This window comes from Methylobacterium variabile (genome assembly GCF_001043975.1).
Classification (GTDB): domain Bacteria; phylum Pseudomonadota; class Alphaproteobacteria; order Rhizobiales; family Beijerinckiaceae; genus Methylobacterium; species Methylobacterium variabile.
Map to the genome: position 1 here is coordinate 17,157 of NZ_LABY01000011.1, position 22,908 is coordinate 40,064.

The 22,908-nt window shown below is 66.5% G+C and carries 20 protein-coding genes; 17 read left to right on the plus strand and 3 right to left on the minus strand.

Going from position 1 to position 22,908, the window contains the following annotated elements:
• Nucleotides 1-12 precede the first annotated feature (12 nt).
• The 5 genes from gatA (at nt 13) to cynS (ending at nt 4,567) form a co-directional block, all read left to right on the plus strand.
• Nucleotides 13-1,542, plus strand: coding sequence for an Asp-tRNA(Asn)/Glu-tRNA(Gln) amidotransferase subunit GatA (gatA, locus tag VQ02_RS01670; protein ID WP_245239590.1), 1,530 nt, complete (start codon nt 13-15; stop codon nt 1,540-1,542).
• On the plus strand, nt 1,533-1,847 hold the full coding sequence (locus tag VQ02_RS01675; protein ID WP_425339869.1) for a hypothetical protein: 315 nt from the start codon (nt 1,533-1,535) through the stop codon (nt 1,845-1,847). The genes gatA and VQ02_RS01675 overlap by 10 nt, the downstream gene beginning before the upstream one ends.
• A gap of 209 nt (nt 1,848-2,056) precedes the next feature.
• Nucleotides 2,057-3,529, plus strand: a complete 1,473-nt coding sequence (gene gatB / locus VQ02_RS01680) for an Asp-tRNA(Asn)/Glu-tRNA(Gln) amidotransferase subunit GatB (RefSeq protein WP_048442416.1) — start codon at nt 2,057-2,059, stop codon at nt 3,527-3,529.
• Nucleotides 3,530-3,677: 148 nt separating this feature from the next.
• Nucleotides 3,678-4,082, plus strand: a complete 405-nt coding sequence (locus VQ02_RS01685; RefSeq protein ID WP_048442417.1) for an oxidoreductase — start codon at nt 3,678-3,680, stop codon at nt 4,080-4,082.
• Nucleotides 4,079-4,567, plus strand: a complete 489-nt coding sequence (cynS, locus tag VQ02_RS01690; RefSeq protein WP_048442418.1) for a cyanase — start codon at nt 4,079-4,081, stop codon at nt 4,565-4,567. Before VQ02_RS01685 ends, cynS begins: the two co-directional genes overlap by 4 nt.
• Before the next feature lie 248 nt (nt 4,568-4,815).
• Here cynS and VQ02_RS35280 read toward each other — a convergent pair whose 3' ends face one another.
• The 3 genes from VQ02_RS35280 to VQ02_RS01695 form a co-directional block, all read right to left on the minus strand.
• A complete protein-coding gene (locus tag VQ02_RS35280; protein WP_167350696.1) occupies nt 4,816-5,754 on the minus strand; it encodes a glycosyltransferase family 61 protein in 939 nt (312 codons plus the stop codon).
• 454 nt (nt 5,755-6,208) lie between these two features.
• Nucleotides 6,209-6,883: an O-methyltransferase gene (locus VQ02_RS35285; RefSeq protein ID WP_083468987.1), complete on the minus strand. Its 675-nt coding sequence runs from the start codon at nt 6,881-6,883 to the stop codon at nt 6,209-6,211.
• A 686-nt stretch (nt 6,884-7,569) separates the two neighbouring features.
• On the minus strand, nt 7,570-8,898 hold the full coding sequence (locus VQ02_RS01695; RefSeq protein ID WP_167350697.1) for a GT-D fold domain-containing protein: 1,329 nt from the start codon (nt 8,896-8,898) through the stop codon (nt 7,570-7,572).
• Between the two features lie 423 nt (nt 8,899-9,321).
• Here VQ02_RS01695 and VQ02_RS01700 point away from each other — a divergent pair, with 423 nt between their 5' ends.
• From VQ02_RS01700 to lpxA, 12 genes are all read left to right on the plus strand, one after another.
• Nucleotides 9,322-10,371 carry a 30S ribosomal protein S2 gene (locus VQ02_RS01700; protein ID WP_048442419.1) on the plus strand — a complete coding sequence of 350 codons (1,050 nt, stop codon included), beginning with the start codon at nt 9,322-9,324 and terminating at the stop codon, nt 10,369-10,371.
• A 143-nt stretch (nt 10,372-10,514) separates the two neighbouring features.
• Nucleotides 10,515-11,438, plus strand: coding sequence for a translation elongation factor Ts (tsf, locus tag VQ02_RS01705; RefSeq protein ID WP_048442420.1), 924 nt, complete (start codon nt 10,515-10,517; stop codon nt 11,436-11,438).
• Nucleotides 11,439-11,774: 336 nt separating this feature from the next.
• Nucleotides 11,775-12,518, plus strand: a complete 744-nt coding sequence (pyrH, locus tag VQ02_RS01710) for a UMP kinase (RefSeq protein WP_048442421.1) — start codon at nt 11,775-11,777, stop codon at nt 12,516-12,518.
• 118 nt (nt 12,519-12,636) lie between these two features.
• Entirely contained in the window at nt 12,637-13,200 is a 564-nt protein-coding gene (gene frr, locus VQ02_RS01715) for a ribosome recycling factor (protein WP_048442422.1), read from the plus strand.
• 90 nt (nt 13,201-13,290) lie between these two features.
• Nucleotides 13,291-14,091 (plus strand): isoprenyl transferase, encoded by an 801-nt coding sequence (locus VQ02_RS01720; RefSeq protein WP_048442443.1) that lies wholly within the window; start codon nt 13,291-13,293, stop codon nt 14,089-14,091.
• Nucleotides 14,091-14,975, plus strand: coding sequence for a phosphatidate cytidylyltransferase (locus VQ02_RS01725; protein WP_048442423.1), 885 nt, complete (start codon nt 14,091-14,093; stop codon nt 14,973-14,975). Before VQ02_RS01720 ends, VQ02_RS01725 begins: the two co-directional genes overlap by 1 nt.
• Nucleotides 14,972-16,135 (plus strand): 1-deoxy-D-xylulose-5-phosphate reductoisomerase, encoded by a 1,164-nt coding sequence (dxr, locus tag VQ02_RS01730; RefSeq protein WP_048442424.1) that lies wholly within the window; start codon nt 14,972-14,974, stop codon nt 16,133-16,135. The genes VQ02_RS01725 and dxr overlap by 4 nt, the downstream gene beginning before the upstream one ends.
• Before the next feature lie 153 nt (nt 16,136-16,288).
• The gene (gene rseP, locus VQ02_RS01735; RefSeq protein ID WP_048442425.1) at nt 16,289-17,449 is read left to right on the plus strand and encodes an RIP metalloprotease RseP; all 1,161 of its coding nucleotides are present in this window, start codon (nt 16,289-16,291) and stop codon (nt 17,447-17,449) included.
• 323 nt (nt 17,450-17,772) lie between these two features.
• Nucleotides 17,773-20,274 (plus strand): outer membrane protein assembly factor BamA, encoded by a 2,502-nt coding sequence (bamA, locus tag VQ02_RS01740; RefSeq protein WP_048442426.1) that lies wholly within the window; start codon nt 17,773-17,775, stop codon nt 20,272-20,274.
• A 169-nt stretch (nt 20,275-20,443) separates the two neighbouring features.
• Nucleotides 20,444-21,499 (plus strand): UDP-3-O-(3-hydroxymyristoyl)glucosamine N-acyltransferase, encoded by a 1,056-nt coding sequence (gene lpxD / locus VQ02_RS01745; RefSeq protein ID WP_048442427.1) that lies wholly within the window; start codon nt 20,444-20,446, stop codon nt 21,497-21,499.
• A gap of 137 nt (nt 21,500-21,636) precedes the next feature.
• The gene (gene fabZ, locus VQ02_RS01750) at nt 21,637-22,092 is read left to right on the plus strand and encodes a 3-hydroxyacyl-ACP dehydratase FabZ (RefSeq protein ID WP_425339871.1); all 456 of its coding nucleotides are present in this window, start codon (nt 21,637-21,639) and stop codon (nt 22,090-22,092) included.
• The gene (gene lpxA, locus VQ02_RS01755; protein ID WP_048442429.1) at nt 22,089-22,907 is read left to right on the plus strand and encodes an acyl-ACP--UDP-N-acetylglucosamine O-acyltransferase; all 819 of its coding nucleotides are present in this window, start codon (nt 22,089-22,091) and stop codon (nt 22,905-22,907) included. The genes fabZ and lpxA overlap by 4 nt, the downstream gene beginning before the upstream one ends.
• Nucleotide 22,908: the final 1 nt, after the last annotated feature.

Here is a 22,908-nt window from a genome sequence, read left to right on the forward strand (position 1 = left end):
GCGACAGCACCGATGGGGCCGGCAGGCCCGCGACAGGACGAAACGATCGTGAGCACCAAGCCGGCAGCGCTGACCGACCTCACCCTGGCACAGGCCCGCGACGGCCTGAGGGCGAAGGATTTCTCCGCCCGGGAGCTGGCCCAGGCCCACATCGACGCGATCGAGAAGGCGCGCGTCCTCAACGCCTACCTGCTCGAGACCCCCGACCGGGCGCTGGCCATGGCGGCGGTCGCCGACCAGAAGCTCGCCGCCGGCGAGGCCCGGCCCCTCGAGGGCCTGCCGCTCGGCATCAAGGACCTGTTCTGCACCCACGGTGTCGTCACCACCGCGGGCTCGAAGATCCTCGAAGGCTTCCAGCCGCACTACGAGTCGACCGTCAGCCACAACCTGTGGCGCGACGGCGCGGTGATGCTGGGCAAGCTCAACCTCGACGAGTTCGCCATGGGCTCGTCGAACGAGACCAGCGCCTACGGCCCCGTCGTTTCGCCCTGGCGGCGCCAGGGTTCGGACGCCAAGCTGGTGCCCGGCGGCTCGTCCGGCGGTTCGGCCGCCGCGGTCGCCGCCCGGCTCTGCCTCGGCGCCACCGCCACCGACACCGGCGGCTCGATCCGCCAGCCGGCGGCCTTCACCGGGACCGTGGGCATCAAGCCGACCTACGGCCGCTGCTCGCGCTGGGGCACCGTCGCCTTCGCGTCCTCCCTCGACCAGGCCGGGCCGATCGCCCGCACGGTGCGCGACACCGCGATCCTGCTCGCCTCGATGTCCGGCCACGACGACAAGGACACCACCTCCGTCGACCTGCCGGTGCCCGACTTCGAGGCGGCGGTGAACCGCGGCGTGAAGGGCCTGACCATCGGCATCCCGAAGGAGTACCGGGTCGACGGCATGCCGGCCGAGATCGAGCGGCTGTGGCAGCAGGGCGCTGAGTGGCTGAAGAGCGCCGGCGCCAAGATCGTCGAGGTCTCGCTGCCGCATACCAAGTACGCGCTTCCGGCCTACTACATCGTCGCGCCGGCGGAGGCCTCCTCGAACCTCGCCCGCTACGACGGCGTGCGCTACGGCCTGCGCGTCCCGGCCAAGGACATCGTCGGGATGTACGAGCAGACCCGCGCCGCCGGCTTCGGCCGCGAGGTCAAGCGCCGGATCATGATCGGCACCTACGTGCTCTCGGCCGGCTACTACGACGCCTACTACGTCCGGGCCCAGAAGATCCGCACGCTGATCAAGCGCGACTTCGAGCAGGCCTACGCCGCCGGCGTCGACGCGATCCTCACCCCGGCCACGCCGTCGGCCGCCTTCGGCATCGGCGAGAAGGCGAATGCCGACCCGGTCGAGATGTACCTCAACGACGTCTTCACCGTGACGGTGAACATGGCGGGCCTCCCCGGCATCGCGGTGCCGGCGGGGCTCGACGGGCAGGGCCTGCCGCTCGGCCTCCAGCTCATCGGCCGGCCGTTCGACGAGGAGACGTTGTTCGCGGCGGGCCAGGTGATCGAGGAGGCGGCCGGCCGCATCGCCCTGCCGCAGGCGTGGTGGGCGTGAACCACCCCACCGTCCCCTACTACCCGCCCGAAGTCTGGATCTGGGCCGCGTTCGATCCCGTGCTGATCGGGATCGCGCTCTACCTCGGCTGGAAGGCCGACCAGTTCGGCAAGGTCGTGCTGGTGGCGATGATCGCCCTCGTCGTCTCGGTGCTGGTCTCCTGGGTGCTGACCGGGCTCGGCGTGCCCTGGCCGGCCCCGATCGGGCGCGAGCTGCCGACCTTCTTCCCCGTGCGCACGGCGGCGGCCCTGATCTACGCGGTCATCGGCTACACCGCCCGCCGGACGATCGCGCCGCGCGCTTGACCGGCGGGCACGACACTTCCTACTAGGCGCAACGTACCCCTCTCCCGTTCGGGAGAGGGGCAGGGGTGAGGCTGACACGCTTCAGTGTCAATCGCTGAGCGTGGCGCTGGCAGCGCGACGGTCGAGCATGGCTCGGGACCGTAGCACCCTCACCCCCTGCCCCTCTCCCACACGGAAGAGGGGAGGATTCCGAGAGACAGAAGACCCTCATGAACGCTCCCGTGAACCCCAAGAAGCTGATCAAGGGCGCGCTGGGCGACTGGGAGGTGGTGATCGGCATGGAGATCCATGCCCAGGTCACCAGCCGCTCGAAGCTGTTTTCCGGCGCGCCGACCGCCTTCGGGGCCGAGCCGAACGACAACGTCTCGCTGGTCGACGCCGCGATGCCCGGCATGCTGCCGGTGATCAACCGCGAATGCGTCGCACAGGCGGTGCGCACGGGCCTCGGCCTCAAGGCGCAGATCAACCACCGCTCGGTGTTCGACCGGAAGAACTACTTCTACCCGGACCTGCCGCAGGGCTACCAGATCAGCCAGTACAAGAGCCCGATCGTCGGCGAGGGCGAGGTGCTGGTCGACCTGCCGGAGGGCGAGAGCATCCGGGTCGGGATCGAGCGCCTGCACCTCGAGCAGGATGCCGGCAAGTCCCTGCACGACCAGTCCCCCACGATGAGCTTCGTCGACCTCAACCGGTCCGGCGTGGCGCTGATGGAGATCGTCTCGAAGCCGGACCTGCGCTCCTCGGAGGAGGCCAAGGCCTACGTGACGAAGCTGCGCACCATCCTGCGCTACCTCGGCACCTGCGACGGCGACATGGAGAAGGGCAACTTGCGCGCCGACGTGAACGTCTCGGTGCGAAAGGTCGGCGATCCCTTCGGCACCCGCTGCGAGATCAAGAACGTCAACTCGATCCGCTTCATCGGCCAGGCGATCGAGGTCGAGGCCCGGCGCCAGATCGCGATCATCGAGGATGGCGGCACGATCGAGCAGGAGACCCGACTGTTCGACCCGAACAAGGGCGAGACGCGTTCGATGCGCTCCAAGGAGGAGGCGCACGACTACCGCTACTTCCCCGACCCGGACCTGCTGCCCCTCGAGTTCGACCAAGCCTTCGTCGACAGGCTCGCGGCCGACCTGCCGGAGTTGCCCGACGCCAAGAAGGCCCGCTTCATCGCCGAGTACGGCCTGTCGCCCTACGACGCGACGGTGCTGGTGGCCGAGCGCGCCTCGGCCGACTACTTCGAGGCGGTGGCCAAGGGCCGCGACGGCAAGATTGCCGCGAACTGGGTCATCAACGAGCTGTTCGGCCGCCTGAACAAGGAGGGCAAGGGCATCGAGGACAGCCCGGTCTCGGCGGCGCAGCTCGGCGCGGTCGTCGATCTCATCGGCGACGGCACCATCTCGGGCAAGATCGCCAAGGACGTGTTCGAGATCGTCTGGAGCGAGGGCGGCGACCCGCGCCAGATCGTCGAGAGCCGCGGCCTGCGCCAGGTCACCGACACGGGCGCCATCGAGGCGGCGATCGACCAGATCATCGCCGCCAACCCGGACAAGGTCGAGCAGGCCAAGGCCAAGCCGACCCTGCTCGGCTGGTTCGTCGGCCAGACCATGAAGGCCACCGGCGGCAAGGCCAACCCGGCGGCGGTGAACGCGCTGCTGAAGGCGAAGCTCGGCATCGAGTGAGGTGGTGACCGCCTCACGCTGATGGGAGGACGGTGGACGATCCTCCACCGTCCCACTCCCTTGCGGGCAATGGTTTCCGGAGCGTAGGCATGGGGGACGGGCGGTTGCGCAGGATGCCGCGCGGCCTGCCCCTTCCCGCGAGGCCGCCATGCCCGACCTGTTCAGCCCCTTCACCCTGAAGGACGTCACGCTCCGCAACCGGATCGCGATGTCGCCGATGACCATGCACCGCTCGGTCGACGGGGTGATGGGCGACTACCACGTGATGCTCTACGGCTCGCGGGCGGCCGGCGGGTTCGGCCTCGTCTTTCCCGAGCAGATCGCGATCACGCCGGAGGGGCGCACCACGATCGCCTGCGCCGGCCTCTGGGACGACCGGCACATCGAGGGCCTCGCCCGCGTCACCCGCATCATCAAGGAGATGGGCGGCGTGCCGGCGATCCAGCTCGGGCATACCGGGCGGAAAGGCAGCGAGCAGAAGCCCTGGGAGGGCAAGCGGCAGCTGCCGCCCGACCATCCACCTGACACCCTTCACCACGGGAGAGACTCATGAAGCGCGAAGACCTTACGGAGAAGCTCCTCGACATCAAGCGCGAGAAGGGTTGGGCCTGGAAGCACATCCAGGACGAGATCGGCGGCCTCTCGCCGATCCTGATCACCGCCGCTTGCCTCGGCCAGATGAAGCTGCCCAAGGCCCAGGCGGCGAAGGCCGCCGCCCTGTTCGGCTTGAGCGAGGCCGAGGAGCGGATGCTGAACGAGGCACCCTACCGCGGCTCAATTCCCACGATGCCACCGACCGACCCGCTGATCTACCGCTTCTACGAGCTGGTGATGGTCTACGGCACCACCTGGAAGGAGCTGATCCAGGAGGAGTTCGGCGACGGCATCATGTCGGCGATCGACTTCAATATGACGATGGAACGCGAACCGAACAACAAGGGCGACCGGGTGAAGCTGCAGATGTCGGGTAAATTTCTGCCGTATAAGTATTATGGGAATGAGGAGGGAGTGCCGGAGTATGGGTTTAAGGAAGATTGATCATCAAATACGCCATCAAAACAGATTGTATTATAGATATAATTCATCGCATCACGTAAATTAAGCAATGAAGCCGATATGATATTTTCAGCTCCACTTTAAGTGGTCTAGAGGACGATACTCGTCCATTGAAGAAGCCTCCCATTGTGAGCTGTCAAGCTAAAAATGGGAGACTTCGTCGACGGACAATTCAAGAACCGCGGACTTCTTACTCTAACCCATCAAGATCGGAGACTTTCATTCAATCGTTAATTATGTATTGCGCTCAAAAGCTCTCTAGCGACATTTTCAGGATTCTCGATAACTAAACTTTGGTTGAATTTTTTTGTAGCACTGGTAGACTCATGCATATCACATGTATAAAATTCTATAGGATTCGGAGAAAATGTTTCGGTGAGCGCATAATTGCTATTTATCGTTTCATGATTTATTAAGCATATTACCCGACCTGCAGCGCCAAACAACTTTGTATGGAGCGCGGATCCGGCAGCACTCATAATTTTACTGCGAGTATTGAACATCATAACTTGCGCAAGAGGAAACAGCTCTTGGGGATGAATGATTTCGACGCCTTCTGCCTCCATCAGTTCCACAATCCTATCCTCATTGGCAATTCCTTGTACTCCAGATCCAAGCTTCGTTTTAGAAAGCCAAATCGGTCGATCATTAATCTCAAGCTCAAAGTCACGCAAAAAATTTTGTCCGATAGTGCGGCCTAAATTGTTATAAATCTGATGTGTAAAATTATGCTCTTCCGCGCTTGGACGCGGAACCATGACTTCCGGCAGTAGTGTTGGACGTTTAAATACAACGAAATTTTTTTCTGTCAGCCCGAGGCTTCCAAATATATCTCGGACAAACCGATTTGAAAACCAGGAACTGGGAGTACCTGCGGCATGACAAACGATACGGTAATGACTTATGTCTTCAATATGAGCAAGCCAAAATCTCGATAGCGTACTCAAGAGGAAATGTCCATAATGGTTAATAAGATTGCCGCCATAGAGGTACTTGCCGGGCGGAGCGACATCGATCGAAGATAAGGGCAAGTCAGTCGAAAGGCCCTGCCCAACAACATTTTTACCGGGGCCGCGATAATAGTTCGAGGCCTCGATGGTCGCTCCGTCGGCGTCGAACAGACCCCATCCACCCCCATGTTCCCATGCAACCCTGTCGTTGATGGGCACGTAGTAGGCTCGGCGCCATATTTCGACTGACGGATCAGACAGACGAGCGTCAACCTTGTTCGAGTATCTAACACAGCGGCGCAAGCTGGTCATTTGTGAACTCACTTAGCGTTATGAATAGCAAATGCTGGGCCGACAGCTTTTGCTTACATACTACGTTTCATCGACATGCATCAAGTGAAATTTTCAGATTTTACATTCTATTTTGCGAGTAAAAATTCTAAATCTACCTGCCTCAAGATCCACCGGTCTTGTACAGGAGCATTAGAGCTTTGGTCAGCATGTCGCACTTTGACTTCACTATCACCACTGGGGATGCAGATAACCTGGAGCCAAAAATCGGCCACGCGCTTAAGAATTATGCAAGCTTTCGCGCGCGACCAATTTTGTCCGTTTCAGAAGTTATTTTAGGCAGGGTACTACGATGTATCGACCTTCCAGCATATCAAACCTGTTACGATGCATTCAGGTTGACGCGACGCTGAGAATCACCCAGCAAGGTCATTTTTCCGTTAATGAAAGAAGATCTTTCGATAACTAGGATGCTCTCATAAATCGAAAGACAATATGCACCATCTAATCCCTGAACCGAGCCGTTATTGTCTCTGATGAAGCGCACATTAATATCGTCAATAAAATCTTTGAAGCGCTCTACGAAGGACGCCTGCGATTTGAGTCCGCCACCGTACTCTTCCCAATAGGCAGTGTGCATATCCTCGACCATGTAGACGCCGTTCTTACTCATCCTCGGATAAAGATAATCAAAGCTTGCCTTGACGTGTGGCATCATGTGACTTCCGTCGTCTAAGACGATATCGAAAGCGCCAAACTCGTCGATTACAGATTGCAGAAATCCAGGATCGCTTTGGTCTCCGATGCGCACGAAAACCTGCTCATCCTCAAACTCTTTGCAAGCCGGATTGATATCCAAAGTAACAATTCTTGCAAGGGGCCCAAAATAAGCCTTCCAATACTCTGACGACCCCCCGTTTCCGGCGCCAATCTCGAGAAATGTCAGCGGCCGATTAATGAAAGGACTGAAATGTCTCTCATATGCGAGAAAGTAATGCGTGCTCTTATGAATCGGCCGCCCAGTATGATTGAGAAAGTGCGCGTATGCAGTCGACATGTCTCTACCTCGATTAAAATCGCTTCCACAATGGCGGACGCGCGGCTACGGGTCTGATACAAAATTGCGTCTGGGTCAACTTCGATCGAACGAATGACAGGCAAGGCTCAGCTCGACCCCAAAATCCAGTTTTTATTGGATTCCAAGGCACGCCAAGCTCAGCATTGTCTTGCATGTTCTCTTACGAGACAAGATCGCCATGGACGACAAATGCGCTTCATCCTGTCCACACTATGCCTGTGCTTGCACTGCTGCTTAACTCATCTAAAGCTGGAACCCCGTCCAGTGATGCCAGTACTTGCTCTCTTAGAAGCAAAAAATGGTTCAACAGCATGACGAGCAGGTGCGAAAATTGTTGTTGAGCAATGCCCATGCGAGCAGCGGCCCCCGCTCGCGACACCGACCGCGTCTTATCCTCGACGTGACCTTTAAACAGTCAGTCATTTTAGCCAACACTCTCGTCAAATGGAACCAAACTGGATACCAAGCCAACGTAATTTTCGGAAAGCTAGAGAACCGGCATCTTTGATATCTTCTGATTTTATCTCACGAAAAAACTCTTGACCTACCGATCCAAATTCAGGCATTTACAAAATACAACCAAACTGCTCGCCCAATCTCCACAAGAGATCGGCAACCGACAGGCACGACAGGCGCTCGTGAGATTTCGCTTCATATGAATAATATTATCCAATGACAAGCTGCTCCAACCCCGGCCGAGTCCGCGATCCCACCCATCCGTCAGCGATAGAACCGATATCGAGTGCTACGCCGCCGGACTTCTTAATACGATCACAGTAGAACTTCCCTAAAATGCCGGCGGCTACGATGTAGAGAACTCCATCCATCGGCATCGACAAAGCCTCGATAATCTGCGGATAACGCTCGGGCCAGTGACTACCCGCCACGGCCTCCTCGCTCAGCAAGTGGCTGTGCCCCTTCTCGCCGGGCACATGATGGTAGTCCACGTGCTCATAGCCGAACACTGACCGCAGTCGCTCTGGCAGTTCCGGATGACAGGAGATCAAGCCCACACGCGTCTGCGTACGCATGATCTGATAGAGCAACTTTGAGTTGTGCAACTCGACATGGATTAGCTGGGTGCAGGTGGCAGCGTTGGGACGTCGCTCAATTCTCAACAGGTTGGTAAGAGACGAAATGCCGGTAACGCTCAAGATCGTATGCTCGTGCCGGATCCAGCCGGGATAGGGCATCCCGACCACGTCAGCGTCGCGAACGACATCCGTGATACGGAACGCTTCACCGAGAAAGGGATGGGCCGTGGCATCGACCGTGTCGGCGAACCAGACCCGAGCGCGGTCGTGCCGATTGTGCTGGTAGAGATGAGCAAACTCGGCCTCGTCGGTATTGCTGAGGAACGCAAAGGCCCCTTCCCCGTCACCGGCGCGAACTAAGCTGAAGCCTGAGCGACTGTCGAGCGCCGCAGTGATTCGCTCGGTGAGCGCACCAACCGAGAGGTGGTTCGGCGAGCGCTCGTGCCGCTCAGCCATGGCAATAGCATCGTACTTTGGAAACCGAGCCACGTAGCGGCCGAAGTCGTGAACGATCCGGATCTGGCGCTCCCACGCCTGACGGTCATGCACACTGTCGAGCCGGATCGCGTCCAGGCAGGCAGAGGCCTGATGATGCGCCCCTAGGGCGTACAACACGCGCGCCGCGAGGATGTTGGTGCGGTCCTCGTGCGGATGATGGGCGAGGATCTGCCGCAGCGTCTGCACACACTCGACATGGCTGCCCTCGTGCAGGAGCAGAATCGCCTTCTCGTACCGGGACGGGATATCGGCCGGATCGGCCGCAGCTGCGCGATCGAACAGCGCGACGGCTTCCGCGTGCAGACCGGAATCACGTGCCAAGATCCCGATCTCCACGCAGCGGGCCGCCCTGACCTCGTTCGTCGATGTGAAGCTATGGAACAGGACACGGCGTGCCACCTCGGCAAGCGCAGCCTTGTCGTGCCGAGCAGCTTCCGCGTCGTGCCAGAACTGAAGCGTCATGTGCGCTATGTGCCTCAAAACCAAGGGAACCGCGGTGCCACGCCGGAGCCGTCTGCCCGGGCCGAGGTACGGGCGGTCACGGGGGGACCGATACTGCAAAGGCGCCCACCCGAACAACAGGGAATCGCTAGAGCTAACGACCTGCCCTTGCAGCATGTCCTAACTCTCTATCGGCCGCTAGTGGCAGCGGACCAGCGTACCGCCGGATTGCCTCTGACGCGCACCACCGGCCTTCTTTGCACCACCTTGCCATCCCACCCCCGATCGGATAAAGGCCCGCCCATCCCACACGCGGAGCCGGCTTCATGCCTGAATGAGGCGCTTCCGGTGGCCGGTGGCTCCCTGGCGGTTGCTCCTTCGCAATGGCCTGTCAGGCGCCGGTCGCTTCCTCCGCGGCGGAGACAACCGGAGAGAACGAAGACCATGGCCCTTCCCGACTTCACCATGCGCCAGCTGCTCGAGGCCGGCTCGCATTTCGGCCACCAGGCGCACCGCTGGAACCCGAAGATGCAGTCGTACATCTTCGGCACGCGCAACAACATCCACATCATCGACCTCGCCCAGACCGTGCCGGCCCTGCACCAGGCGCTGCAGGCGGTGAGCGACACCGTCGCCAAGGGCGGCCGGGTGCTGTTCGTCGGCACCAAGCGCCAGGCGGCCGACACCATCGCGGACGCGGCCAAGCGCTCGGCCCAGTACTACGTGAACTCGCGCTGGCTCGGCGGCACGCTGACCAATTGGAAGACCATCTCGGGCTCGATCCAGCGCCTGCGCAAGGTCGATGAGGTGCTCGCCGGCGGCGGCCAGGGCCTCACCAAGAAGGAGCGCCTGATGCTGTCCCGCGAGAAGGACAAGCTCGAGAAGGCGCTCGGGGGCATCAAGGACATGGGCGGCGTGCCCGACCTGCTGTTCGTCATCGACACCAACAAGGAGCAGCTGGCGATCAAGGAGGCGAACCGCCTCAAGATCCCGGTCGCGGCCATCGTCGACACCAACTGCAACCCGGACGGCATCACCTACGTGGTCCCGGCCAACGACGATGCCGGCCGCGCCATCGCGCTCTACTGCGACCTCGTCGCCCGTGCGGCGATCGACGGCATCTCCCGCGGCCAGGGTGCCCTCGGCATCGACCTCGGCGAGTCCGAGGAGCCGATGGCCGAGGAGCTGCCGCCGCTGGCCAACGAGCCCGAGGTCGCCACGGTCGACATCGCCGAGCCGTATGTCGGCGAGCCCTTCGAGCTGCTCGCCGCCCCCCGCGGCGCGCCGGACGACCTGACCAAGCTCACGGGCGTCGGCCCGCAGCTCGTGCAGAAGCTCAACGACGCCGGCATCTACCACTACTGGCAGATCGCCGCGATGTCGGCCGAGGACATCGCCAAGGTCGACGGCGAGCTGAAGCTCAACGGCCGCATCGACCGCGATGGCTGGGTGAACCAGGCCCGCGGCTTCGTCGAGGCCGCCGCCGCGGCGTAACGCCGGCACGGATCTCACGCGGGACGCGTTGTCCCGCGGACCGGACGCTCTTTAAAGCCCGGCGCCGCCACGGCGCCGGGCTCCCTTTATCCGCCGACCGGCGCCCCCGGGCGCGCCGGGGCGCCAATCGAGAGGATCCCACGATGGCCAACATCACGGCAGCGATGGTCAAGGAGCTGCGCGAGAAGACCGGCGCGGGCATGATGGACTGCAAGTCGGCCCTCAACGAGACCGCCGGCGATCTCGAGGCCGCCATCGACTGGCTGCGCAAGAAGGGCCTCGCCAAGGCCGCCAAGAAGGCCGGCCGCGTCGCCGCCGAGGGCCTGGTCGCGGTCGAGTCCGCCGGCCATCACGCCGCGGTGGTCGAGGTGAACTCCGAGACCGACTTCGTCGCCCGCAACGACAGCTTCCAGGCCTTCGTCCGCGAGGCCGCCAAGCTGGCGCTGAACGCCGACGGCAGCGTCGAGGCCCTCGAGGCCGCCCGCTTCCCGGGCGCCGAGACCACGGTGAAGGACAAGCTGCAGGAGCTGATCGCCACCATCGGCGAGAACATGACCCTGCGCCGCGTCGCCAAGCTCACCGTCGAGAAGGGCGTCATCGCGTCCTACGTCCACAGCCAGGTCTCCGAGGGTCTCGGCAAGATCGGCGTGCTGGTCGCCCTCGAGTCGGCCGGCGACGTCGGTGTCCTCAGCCAGCTCGGCCGTCAGATCGCCATGCACGTCGCGGCGACGAACCCGGTGGCGCTGGACGCCTCGGGCGTCGACGCCGCCACGGTCGAGCGCGAGAGCAACATCCTGCGCGAGAAGAACGCCGGCAAGCCCGACCACGTGCTCGCCAAGATCGTCGAGAGCGGCCTGAAGAGCTACTACAAGGAGGTCACCCTCCTCGAGCAGCCCTTCGTGCACGACAGCTCGAAGACCGTCGCCCAGGTGCTCAAGGAGTCCGAGGGCAAGGCCGGCGGTCCGGTCAAGCTCACGGGCTTCGTCCGCTACGCGCTGGGCGAGGGCATCGAGAAGGAAGAGGCCCCGGACTTCGCCGCCGAGGTCGCGGCGGCGGCCAAGGGCTGACGGCCGGCGGCCAGACACGAGCCCGGTCGCATTCCGCGCCGGCGCGAGAAAGGGGGTCCGCCCAATGCGGGCCCCCTTTTTTCGTGCCGGCCTTCCGACCCCGGCTGCGCCGATTCCGGCCCGCTGCCGCCTCGACGGGCCCGGACCGACAGGCTAGAAACCGCCGACTCGTCAGCGACGCTGGGAGCGACGCCCGATCGCGACGCCCCCGTGCGGCGTGCCAAGTCTTCGATTTTGCCGCATTTTTCGCGACGAACCGGCATCCGCCGCGTCGCAAGATGCTCTCGAGCACGACAGCGGCCGCCCCTCGCGCGACGGGCGGCGAGAGGAGCGCCCATGCCGGAACATCCCCTGCCGGAGAAAGGCCCGACCCCCTTCCGCCGCGTCCTGGTGAAGCTCTCCGGCGAGGCCCTGGCGGCCCCGGACGGCTACTGGCTGCACCCACCGACCCTGGCGGCGCTCGCCGATGACATCTCCCGGGCGGTTCACCAGGGCTTCCAGATCGCCCTCGTGGTCGGGGGCGGCAACGTGATCCGCGGCGCCCGGGTCTCCGCCGCCGGCTGGATCGACCGCGCGACCGGCGACTCCCTCGGCATGATGGCGACGGTGATGAACTCGCTGGCGCTCGAGACCGCCCTCAACGCCGCGGGCGTCACCGCCCGCACCATGTCGGCGGTGTCGATGCCGACGATCTGCGAGACCTACGCCCGCCAGCCGGCCCTGCACCACCTCGACAAGGGCCAGGTCGTGGTGCTCGCCGGCGGCACCGGCAACCCCTACTTCACCACCGACACCGCCGCGGTGCTGCGCGCCGCCGAGCTGAAATGCGACGCGGTGCTCAAGGCGACCCAGGTCGATGGCGTCTACTCCGCCGACCCGAAGACGAATCCGGACGCGGTGCGCTACGAGCGCCTGAGCCACGACGAGGCGATCGCCCGCGACCTCAAGGTGATGGACACCGCCGCCTTCGCGCTCGCCCGCGACGGCGGGCTGCCGCTGATCGTCGGCTCGGTCCACGCCCCGAGCTCGGTGACGGCGATCCTGACCGGCGCCGCGCCCTCGACCCTGGTCGCCCCGTAAGGCGGCGCCCGCGCCGCATCATTTGCGACGGGTCGGGTTTTGGTTCATTGAAGCCGAACCAGGGCGCGCGCAGCGCGCCCTCCCCCGTTCTCCTCAAGACGCCTCGGGACGCGCAGGAATGGCCACCCCCTCCTTCGACCTCAACGACCTCAAGCGGCGCATGCAGGGCGCGCTGAACTCCCTGAAGCACGACCTCGGCTCCCTGCGCACCGGCCGCGCCAGCCCGTCGCTCCTCGACCCGATCCAGGTCGACGCCTACGGCGCCGCGATGTCGATGGCCCAGGTCGCCACGATCAGCGTGCCGGAGCCGCGGCTGCTCAGCGTCTCGGTCTGGGACCGCGGCATGGTGGCGGCGGTCGAGAAGGCGATCCGCGAATCCGACCTCGGCCTCAACCCGATGACCGAGGGCCAGACCATCCGGCTGCGCATCCCCGAGATGAACGAGCAGCGCCGCAAGGAGATGGTCAAGGTCGCGCACAAATATGCCGAGGAGGCCCGCGTCGCGGTCCGTCACGTCCGCCGCGACGGCCTCGACCTCCTGAAGAAGCTGGAGAAGGAGGGCGCCATCAGCCAGGACGACGAGAAGCGCCAGGCCGACCAGGTGCAGAAGGCGACCGACCAGCACATCGCCGAGGTCGACCAGACCCTGGTGGCCAAGGAGAAGGAGATCATGCAGGTCTGACGCAGGACCGGCATGACGGGCCGGGTTGACGTGGACGAGCGCGTGAGGAGCGCGGAGCCGGGGAGCGGCTCCGCCGGGGTCGGGGCCAGCATGGCAGGCGACAGCGAGACGGTGACCCTGCTGGACGCAGGCCAGGCGGAGGGCGCGCAGGCGGCGGGCGCCGGCCCGGCCCCGGACAAGTCCATGCCCGGGCACGTCGCCATCATCATGGACGGCAACGGCCGCTGGGCCGCCCGCCGCGGGCTGCCGCGGGTCGAGGGCCACCGCCGCGGGGTCGAGGCGGTGCGCCGGGCCGTGCGCTCGGCCATCGACCTGCGGATCCCCTACCTCACCATCTACAGCTTCTCGTCCGAGAACTGGCGCCGGCCCGCCGCCGAGGTGGCGGACCTGATGGGCCTGCTCAAGCTGTTCGTGCGCCGCGACCTCGCCGACCTCCACGCCAACGGCGTCCGGGTGCGGATCATCGGCGAGCGCGAGGGCCTGCCGGGGGACATCGCCGGCCTCCTGCGCGAGGCCGAGGAGCGCACCGCCCGCAACACGCGGCTGACCCTGGTGGTCGCCTTCAACTACGGCGGCCGCCAGGAGATCCTGCGCGCCGTGCAGAAGCTCGCCGAGGCCGTGGCCGAGGGGCGCCTGGCGCCTGCGGCGATCGACGTCGCGGCGATCACCGCCGCCCTCGACACCGACGGCATCCCCGACCCCGACCTCGTCATCCGCACCTCCGGCGAGCAGCGGGTGTCGAACTTCCTGACCTGGCAGACCGCCTATTCCGAGTTCGTGTTCGTGCCGGATTTCTGGCCGGACTTCGACCACGCCACCTTCCTGGCGGCGATCGGCGAGTACCAGAACCGCGACCGCCGCTTCGGCGGCCTCAGCGCCCGGGCCGGGTGATGCCGGACCTCGACGGTACGAAGGCCCCGGGCGCGGGCCGGCCGGTCGGCCGCCCGGCCTGGCCGGCGACGGAGCTCGGCGCCCGCACGGTCTCCGGGATCGTGCTGGGCCTCCTGGTGCTCGGCGCGACCCTGAACGGCGGCTGGATCTTCGCGGTGATCTGGCTGCTCGCCGGCCTCGCCGTCGTCGGCGAGTGGCTCGCCATCACCCGCACCGCCCCGCACCGGCCGCTTCTCGCGCTCGCCGGGCTCGTCCTCGCCGGCGTGGTGGTGGGCGCGCGGCTCGGCGCTCCCCTCCCCTGGCTCGCGGGCGCCGTGGCGGTCGGCCTCGCGGCGCTGGCGCTCATCGCCCGGCCGGCGGTCGGCCGGATCTGGGCGCCGGCCAGCCTCGCCAGCGCCCTCGTCGTCGCCCTGGTGCCGGTGCTGCTGCGCGACGATCCCCGCATCGGGCTCGCCGGCCCGCTCTGGCTGTTCGGCGTGGTCTGGACCACCGACATCGCCGCCTACTTCACCGGCCGCTCCCTCGGCGGGCCGAAGCTGTGGCCGGCGGTGAGTCCGAAGAAGACCTGGTCGGGCTTCTGCGGCGGCCTCGTCGGGGCGACGATCGTCGGCGGCGCGGTCGCGGCCGGGGCGCGCCACCTCGGGGCGACCGAAGCCCTGTCCGTGCCGCTGGCCTGCGCCCTCTCGGCCCTGGCCTCGGTGCTGAGCCAGGGCGGCGATCTCGCCGAATCGGCCCTCAAGCGCGCCTACGGCGCCAAGGATTCCGGCCGCCTGATCCCGGGCCATGGCGGCGTGATGGACCGTCTCGACGGCTTCTTCGCCGTGGCGGCGCTCGCCGGCCTCCTGCTCATCGGCCTCTATCTCACGGGACACGCACAGCCTTGACCCTCACCGTCTCCGTCCTGGGCGCGACCGGCTCGATCGGGCGCTCCACCGCCGACCTGCTCGACCAGCACCGGGACCGCTTCCGGGTCGGCGCCGTCGCCGGGGGCCGCGACGCGGCGGCGCTGGCCCGCGTCGCCCGCGCGCTGAACGCCGAGTTCGCGGCGATTGCCGATCCGGAGGGCGGTCCTGCCCTGCGCGATGCGCTCGCCGGCTCCGGCATCGCCTGCGGCGCCGGCCCCTCGGCGGTGATCGAGGCGGCGACCCGCGAGGCGGACCTCGTGGTGGCGGCGGTGAGCGGGGCGGCGGGGCTCAGCCCCACCTGCGCGGCGATTCGCCAGGGCCGCACCGTGGCGCTCGCCAACAAGGAGAGCCTGGTCTGCGCCGGCGACGCCTTCATGCGGGACGCGAAGAAGTTCGGCGCCCGCCTCCTGCCGATGGATTCCGAGCACAACGCGCTCGAGCAGTCGATCGGCACTGGCCGGATCGACGACATCACCCGGATGACCATCACGGCGTCCGGCGGGCCGTTCCGGACCGCGACCCGCGAGCGCATCGCCGCGGCGAGCGCGGCGGACGCCGCCGCCCACCCGACCTGGTCGATGGGCATGAAGATCAACATCGATTCCGCCACCCTGATGAACAAGGGGCTGGAGCTGATCGAGGCCCACCACCTGTTCGGCATCGAGGCGGAGCGCCTGGACGCCGTGGTGCACCCGCAATCGATCGTCCACGCCCTCGTGACCTGGCGCGACGGCGCCGTGACGGCCGGGCTCTACGTTCCCGACATGCGGGTGCCGATCGCCCATTGCCTGGGCCTCGGCGACCGCCTGACCATCGCCCGCGGCAAGCCCCTCGACCTCGCGGCGACCGGCAGCCTCACCTTCGAGCGCCCGGACGAGGAGCGCTTCCCCTGTCTGCGCATCGCCAAGGCCGCGCTCGCCTCCGGCGGCGCGCAGCCGACGGTGATGAACGCCGCCAACGAGATCGCGGTCGCGGCCTTCATCGCCGGGCGGATCGGCTTCTACGACATCGCCGCCCTGGTGGAGCGGGCCTGCGAGCACTTCGCGGCGCGCTTTCCCGCGGCGCCGGGCGACGTCGAGGAGGCGCTCGCCATCGATGCCGAGGTGCGCCGCTGGAGCGAGGCGGCCCTCGCGGCTTGACCCGGCGCGACCTGACGGTCGAACCCCCCGGCCGTCGCGTCAGTTGGCGGGCTCCGCGAGCCTGTTCGCGGGCCATCGGAACCTGTATGAGGGAGATCGGCCAGGCGGCCGTCCCGGGCCCGGGACGACCTGCCGCGCCGCATCGAGGTGACCATGGATTTGCTCAACGTCGTGGGCGGGGCGACGACGAACCTGCTCGGCTACATCGTGCCGTTCCTCTTCGTCCTCACCGTGGTGGTCTTCATCCACGAGCTCGGCCATTTCCTGGTCGGGCGCTGGTGCGGCGTCGGGGTGACCAGCTTCTCGATCGGCTTCGGGCCCGAGCTCATCGGCTTCAACGACCGCCGCGGCACCCGCTGGAAGATATCGGCGATCCCGCTCGGCGGCTACGTCAAGTTCGTGGGCGACATGAACGGCGCCAGCGTGCCGGACCCGGACGCGATCTCGCGCATGCACCCGGCCGACCGGGCGGTGAGCTTCCACGCCCAGAACGTCTGGAAGCGAGTCGCCATCGTGGCGGCGGGACCGGTCGCGAACTTCCTCCTCGCCATCGCGGTCTTCGCCGGGGCGGTCTACGCCACCGGGCGCTACGAGGTGGCGCCCCGGGTCTCGGCGGTGCAGCCGGGCAGCGCGGCCGACCGCGCCGGCTTCCAGGCGGGCGACGTGGTGCTGACGATCAACGGCAGCGCCGTCCACAACTTCGCCGACATGCAGCGCACCGTCTCGGGCGCCGCCGGCGACCGGCTCGCGTTCACGGTCGACCGCGGCGGCGTCACCACGCCGCTCACCGCCACCCCGGACAGCTTCGAGGAGAAGACCCCGTTCGGCACCCAGCGGATCGGGCGGCTCGGCATCCAGGGGCCGCGGGACGCCGCCGAGGTCAAGCTCGTGCGCTACGGCGCGCTCGACTCGCTGAAGATCGGCGCCTACGAGACCTACTTCGTGGTCGACCGCACCTTCAACTATATCGGCAAGCTGATTACCGGCCGCGAATCGGCGGATCAGCTGTCGGGCCCGATGGGCATCGCCCGCGTCTCGGGCCAGGCCGCGAAGGTCGGGGGCATGAGCGCCCTGGTCGGGCTGATCGCGGTGCTGTCGGTCTCGATCGGGCTCATCAACCTGTTCCCGGTGCCGATGCTCGATGGCGGGCACCTTATGTTCTACGCCGTCGAGATCGTCCGCGGCCGCCCCTTGAGCGAGCGGGCGCAGGAAATCGGCTTCCGCATCGGCCTCGCCCTGGTGCTGATGCTGATGCTGTTCGCGACCTGGAACGACATCCTGCACATCGGCGCCTCGTTCAACCGGGGCACCTGAGACGGCCTTGAGAGGACCCGTCCGGGTTTCGGGCGGGTCCTCCGGATTTCCCGAGAATTTTCGTAAAATTTGTCCCATTCCGGAGCACCTGCCCCGGGGTGCCGTTCACCGCGCGCTGACCCTGCGCTGTGAAAAGCTTGGCCGCAGCCCGTGACAGGAAGGCCACGTCTGGGCAAAATCCCGATCGGCTGGGAGCGTGGCGTTTGCTTCGCCAGGGATTCCCGATAGAAGCGGGGCTAGGACCAGGGACCTTCGACCCTCGTGAGAGGGCGTTCGTCTGCGGGTGCAAACCCGTGCCGACAAAAAATGAGACGGGCCATTTGATGATGTCGATGACGGGTAAGCGCCGGCGTGCGTCGGCGAAGGGCGCCATTGTCATGGCCGCTACCATTGCCGCCAGCGGCAGCGCCTTCGCGCAGCAGATCGTCGTTCAGGGCAACTCCCGGATCGATGCGGAGACGGTTCGTTCCTACGTGGTCGGCGTGTCGCCCGAGGAAGGCCGCCGCAACCTGATCGCCAGCGGAATGTTCTCGGACGCGCGCGTGTCGCACAGCGGCGGGCGCATCATCGTGTCCGTGCGCGAGAACAACACGATCAACCGGGTCTTCTTCGAGGGCAACAAGAAGGTCGAGAAGGGAACGCTCGAGAGCATCGTCGAGTCGAAGTCCCGCGGGCCGTACAGCCAGGCCCTCATCAACGCCGACGTGGAGCGCATCCGCGAGGTCTACCGCCGCGCCGGCCGCGGCTCGGCCAAGGTCTCGGTCCGCACCGTCGACCTGCCGAACGGCCGCGTCGACGTGGTCTACACCATCGACGAGGGTGACAAGACCGGCGTCAAGGAGATCCGCTTCGTCGGTAACCAGGTCTACTCGGACAGCCGGCTGAAGGACCTGATGACGCTGTCGGAGATGAACCTCCTCAGCTTCATCAAGACGTCGGACGTCTACGATCCCGACCGGCTCGCCAACGACCTCGACCTGATCCGGCGCTACTACCTGAAGAACGGCTACGCCGACTTCCGGGTCGCCTCCGCGGATGCGCGCTTCGACGACGCCGCCGGCGGCTGGATCATCACCATCACGGTCGAGGAAGGCCAGCAGTACCGGGTCGGCGCGGTCTCGGTCGACTCGCGCATCCCCGGCGTCGACGGCACCGTGCTGCGCGACGAGCTGCGCACCGGCGTCGGCGACGTCTACAACGCCGAGGACGTCGAGAAGACCCTCACCGGCGTCACCACCTCGGTGGCGCGCAGCGGCTATCCCTTCGCCCAGGTCCGGCCGACCGGCGAGCGCGACCGCGCCACCGGCACCGTGGCCCTCGGCTACATCGTCGAGGACGGCCCGAAGGTCTACATCGAGCGCATCAACGTGCGCGGCAACACCCGCACCCGCGACTACGTGGTGCGGCGCGAGCTCGACCTCACCGAGGGCGACGCCTACAACCGCGTGCTGGTCGACCGCGCCGAGCGGCGCCTGAACGGCCTCGGCTTCTTCAAGAAGGTGCGGTTCTCCAACGAGCCCGGCTCGGCCCCCGACCGGGTGATCGTGAACATCGACGTGGAGGATCAACCGACCGGCTCGTTCTCGGTCGCCGGCGGCTACTCGACGGCGGACGGGATCATCGGCGAGGTCTCGGTCTCGGAGTCGAACTTCCTCGGCCGCGGCCAGTACGTCCGCATCGCCGGCACCGCCGGCCAGTACACCCGCGGCGTCGACTTCTCGTTCACGGAGCCGTACTTCCTCGGCTACCGCCTCGCGGCCGGCTTCGACGTCTTCAACAAGTACAGCGACCAGACCCGCTACTCGCGCTACGTGACCGACGTGGTCGGCGGCCAGCTCCGCCTCGGCCTTCCGATCACCGAGGAGTTCGGCGTCACGCTGCGCTACTCGATCTACAACACCGACCTGAAGATCCCGAACACGCTCAAGCGGCCGTACAACGACTGCTCGTTCCCGCTCGCCGGCTACACGGCCACGAACGCGGCCGGGCAGGCGATCTACCCGAACTGCGCCTATGACGGCGAGGCCTCGATCGCCCTCAAGGAGGCGGTGGGCTCGACGCTGACCTCGCTCGCCGGCGTGACCCTCGCCTACTCGACCCTCGACAACCTGCAGCTGCCGCGCAACGGCTTCTACGGCGAGCTGAAGCCCGAATTCGCCGGTCTCGGCGGCGATTCGAAGTTCTTCCGCGTCACCGGCGAGGCCCGCTACTACAAGGAGCTGTGGGAGGACGTCGTCGGCTTCGTGAAGTTCCAGGGCGGCCACATCCTGCCGACCGAGGGCAACACGCTCCGGGTCACCGACCAGTTCTTCCTCGGCCCGTCGCTGGTGCGCGGCTTCGCGCCGAACGGCATCGGCCCGCGCGACGTCGGCTCGGGCGATGCCCGCTCGAACGCGATCGGCGGCACGACCTATGTCGGCGCCTCGGTCGAGGTGCAGTTCCCGATCTGGGGCCTGCCCCGCGACCTCGGCCTGAAGGGCGCGGTCTTCGCCGATGCCGGTACGCTGTTCGGCTACAAGGGCCGCCGCGCCTTCGACGTCAACGGCGACGGCTTCATCAACGGCTTCAGCCCGGTGGGCGGCTGCAACTTCACCGCCATCGGCCCGACAGCGATCGCCGTCGAGCCGGAATGCGTGAACGTTCGCGACAAGGCCACGATCCGCTCGTCGGTCGGCGCGTCGATCCTGTGGAACTCGCCGCTCGGCCCGATCCGCTTCGACTACGCCTACGCGCTGACCAAGGACGAGGGCCTCAACACGGGCTTCGGCAAGGTCGGCAAGGACCAGACGCAGGCCTTCCGCTTCTCGGGCGGCTCGCGCTTCTGAGGCTCGACGCGGGCGCCGAAGGGCGCCGCGCCATCGATCGACGGCCGCGGGGCCTCCAGCCCCGCGGCTGTTTTCGTTTGTGCCCTCCGGCTCAACCCGCTAGTCCGGGCGCCCTCCCCTCGACGGGCGGACGGGTCTCCGGCCCGCCGGGCCCCAGCGGATGCAGGTGATGTCGGAACCGGTCTTCTTTCCCCTCGCGGGCCCCGTCTGCTTACGCGAGGTCGCGGCGCTCTCCGGCGCGGCCCTGCCGCCGGAGGCCGACGGCGAGGCGGTGATCCGCGCGGCGGCCCCCCTCGAGAGCGCCGGGCCGGACGACCTCGCCTACATGGACAACGCCAAGTACGCCGAGGCCCTGAGCCGGACGCGGGCCCGCGCCTGCCTGGTCACGCCGCGCTTCGCCGCCCGGGTGCCCGCCGGCACCGTCGCCCTGGTGACGCCGCAGGCCTACCGGGGCTTCGCGAAGGTGCTGGCCCGCCTCTTCCCCAGCGCCGCCCGGCCGACCTCGCTGTTTGGCGCAACCGGCATCTCCCCGGGCTCCTTCGTCCACCCGACCGCCCGGCTCGAGCCCGGCGTCGTGGTCGATCCGGGGGCGGTGATCGGCCCCGAGGCCGAGATCGGCGCCGAGACGGTGCTGGCGGCGGGCTGCGTCATCGGACCCGCAGTGCGGATCGGGCGGGGCTGCGCCGTCGGGCCGGGCGCCTCGGTGCTGCACGCCTTCCTGGGCAACCGGGTGATCGTGCATGGCGGCGCCCGCATCGGCCAGGACGGCTTCGGCTTCGCCATGGGACCGGGCGGCCACCTCAAGGTGCCGCAGGTCGGCCGCGTCATCATCCAGGACGACGTCGAGATCGGCGCCAACACCACGATCGACCGGGGCGCCAGCCGCGACACGGTGGTGGGCGAGGGCACCAAGATCGACAACCTCGTCCAGATCGCCCACAACGTCGTCATCGGCCGTCACTGCGTGATCGTCGCCCAGGTCGGCATCTCGGGCTCGACCACCCTCGAGGATTACGTCGTGCTCGGCGGCCAGGTCGGCGTGGTCGGCCACCTGCGCATCGGCATGGGCGCCCAGGTCGCGGGCTCGAGCAACATCAACAAGGACGTGCCGGCGGGCGCCCGCTGGGGCGGCACCCCGGCCAAGCCCGTGCGCGAGTGGTTCCGCGAGATGACGACGCTCAAGAACCTCGCGGCCCGCGGCCGCGACGAGACCGGTGAGGACTGAGGCCGCGGCGCGGGGAGCGCGCCGCCGCGCTCCTGCCGCAATGGGCTTGCATCCGCGCCGCTTCTCGCCAAAGACGGCGCACCGACGACCGGGGCGTATCCGGGGCAGCCATGAGGGAGCCTGACACCATGACCGAGATGCCTGCCGAGCTGGGTACGGCCGACATCCTGCGGGTGATGGAGCTCCTGCCCCACCGCTATCCCTTCCTGATGATCGACAAGATCGTGCAGATCGACCGGGACGAGAGCTGCATCGGCATCAAGAACGTCACGATCAACGAGCCGCACTTCACCGGCCACTTCCCGGCCGCCCCGGTCTTCCCAGGCGTGCTGCTGATCGAGGGCATGGCTCAGACCGCTGGCGCGATCTGCTGCGCCCACAAGCTCAAGGGCGACGCCAAGCCGAGCAAGGTCTTCTTCATGACCATCGACAAGGCGAAGTTCCGCAAGCCCGTCGTGCCCGGCGACGTCGTCGAGTACCACATGCGCAAGACCAGCAACCGCCGCTTCATGTGGTGGTTCAAGGGCGAGGCCAAGGTGAACGGCACCCTCGTGGCCGAGGCCGAGATCGGCGCGATGCTGGTGACCGAATGACCGACGCACGCGAGACCCGCATCCACCCGAGCGCGGTGGTCGAGGACGGTGCGGTGCTCGGCGCCGGCGTCGAGATCGGCCCGTTCTGCCACGTCGGGCCGCAGGCCGTGCTCGGCGATGGCGTGCGGCTCCTGAGCCACGTCGCGGTGGCGGGCCGCACCACGATCGGCCCGCGCACCCGAATCTATCCCTTCGCGTCGATCGGCCACCCGCCGCAGGACCTGAAGTACCGCGGCGAGGACTCGACACTGACGATCGGCGCCGATTGTCAGATTCGCGAGGGCGTGACCATGAACCCCGGCACCGCCGGGGGCGGCCTCGCCACGGTGGTGGGCGATTCCTGCGCCTTCCTGGCCAACAGCCATGTCGGCCACGATTGCCGGGTCGGCAACCACGTCGTGTTCTCCAACAACGTGATGCTGGCCGGGCACTGCCAGGTCGGCGACTACGCGATCCTCGGCGGCGGCGCCGCGGTGATCCAGTTCGCCCGGGTCGGCCCGCACTCCTTCGTGGGCGGCCTCTCGGGCCTCGAGAACGACCTGATCCCCTACGGCATGGCGGTCGGCAACCGCGCCTACCTGTCGGGGCTCAACATCATCGGCCTGCAGCGCAGGGGCTTCTCCCGCGAGGACATCCACGCGCTGCGCCGCGCCTACCGCCTGCTCTTCGCGCTGGAAGGCACCCTGATGGAGCGGGTCGAGGACGTGGCGGCGGAGTTCGACCAGCACCCGATCGTGCAGGAGATCCTGGCCTTCATCCGCGAGGGCGGCAAGCGCTCGGTCTGCACGCCCCGCGAGGCGCCGGGCGCCGCCTGAT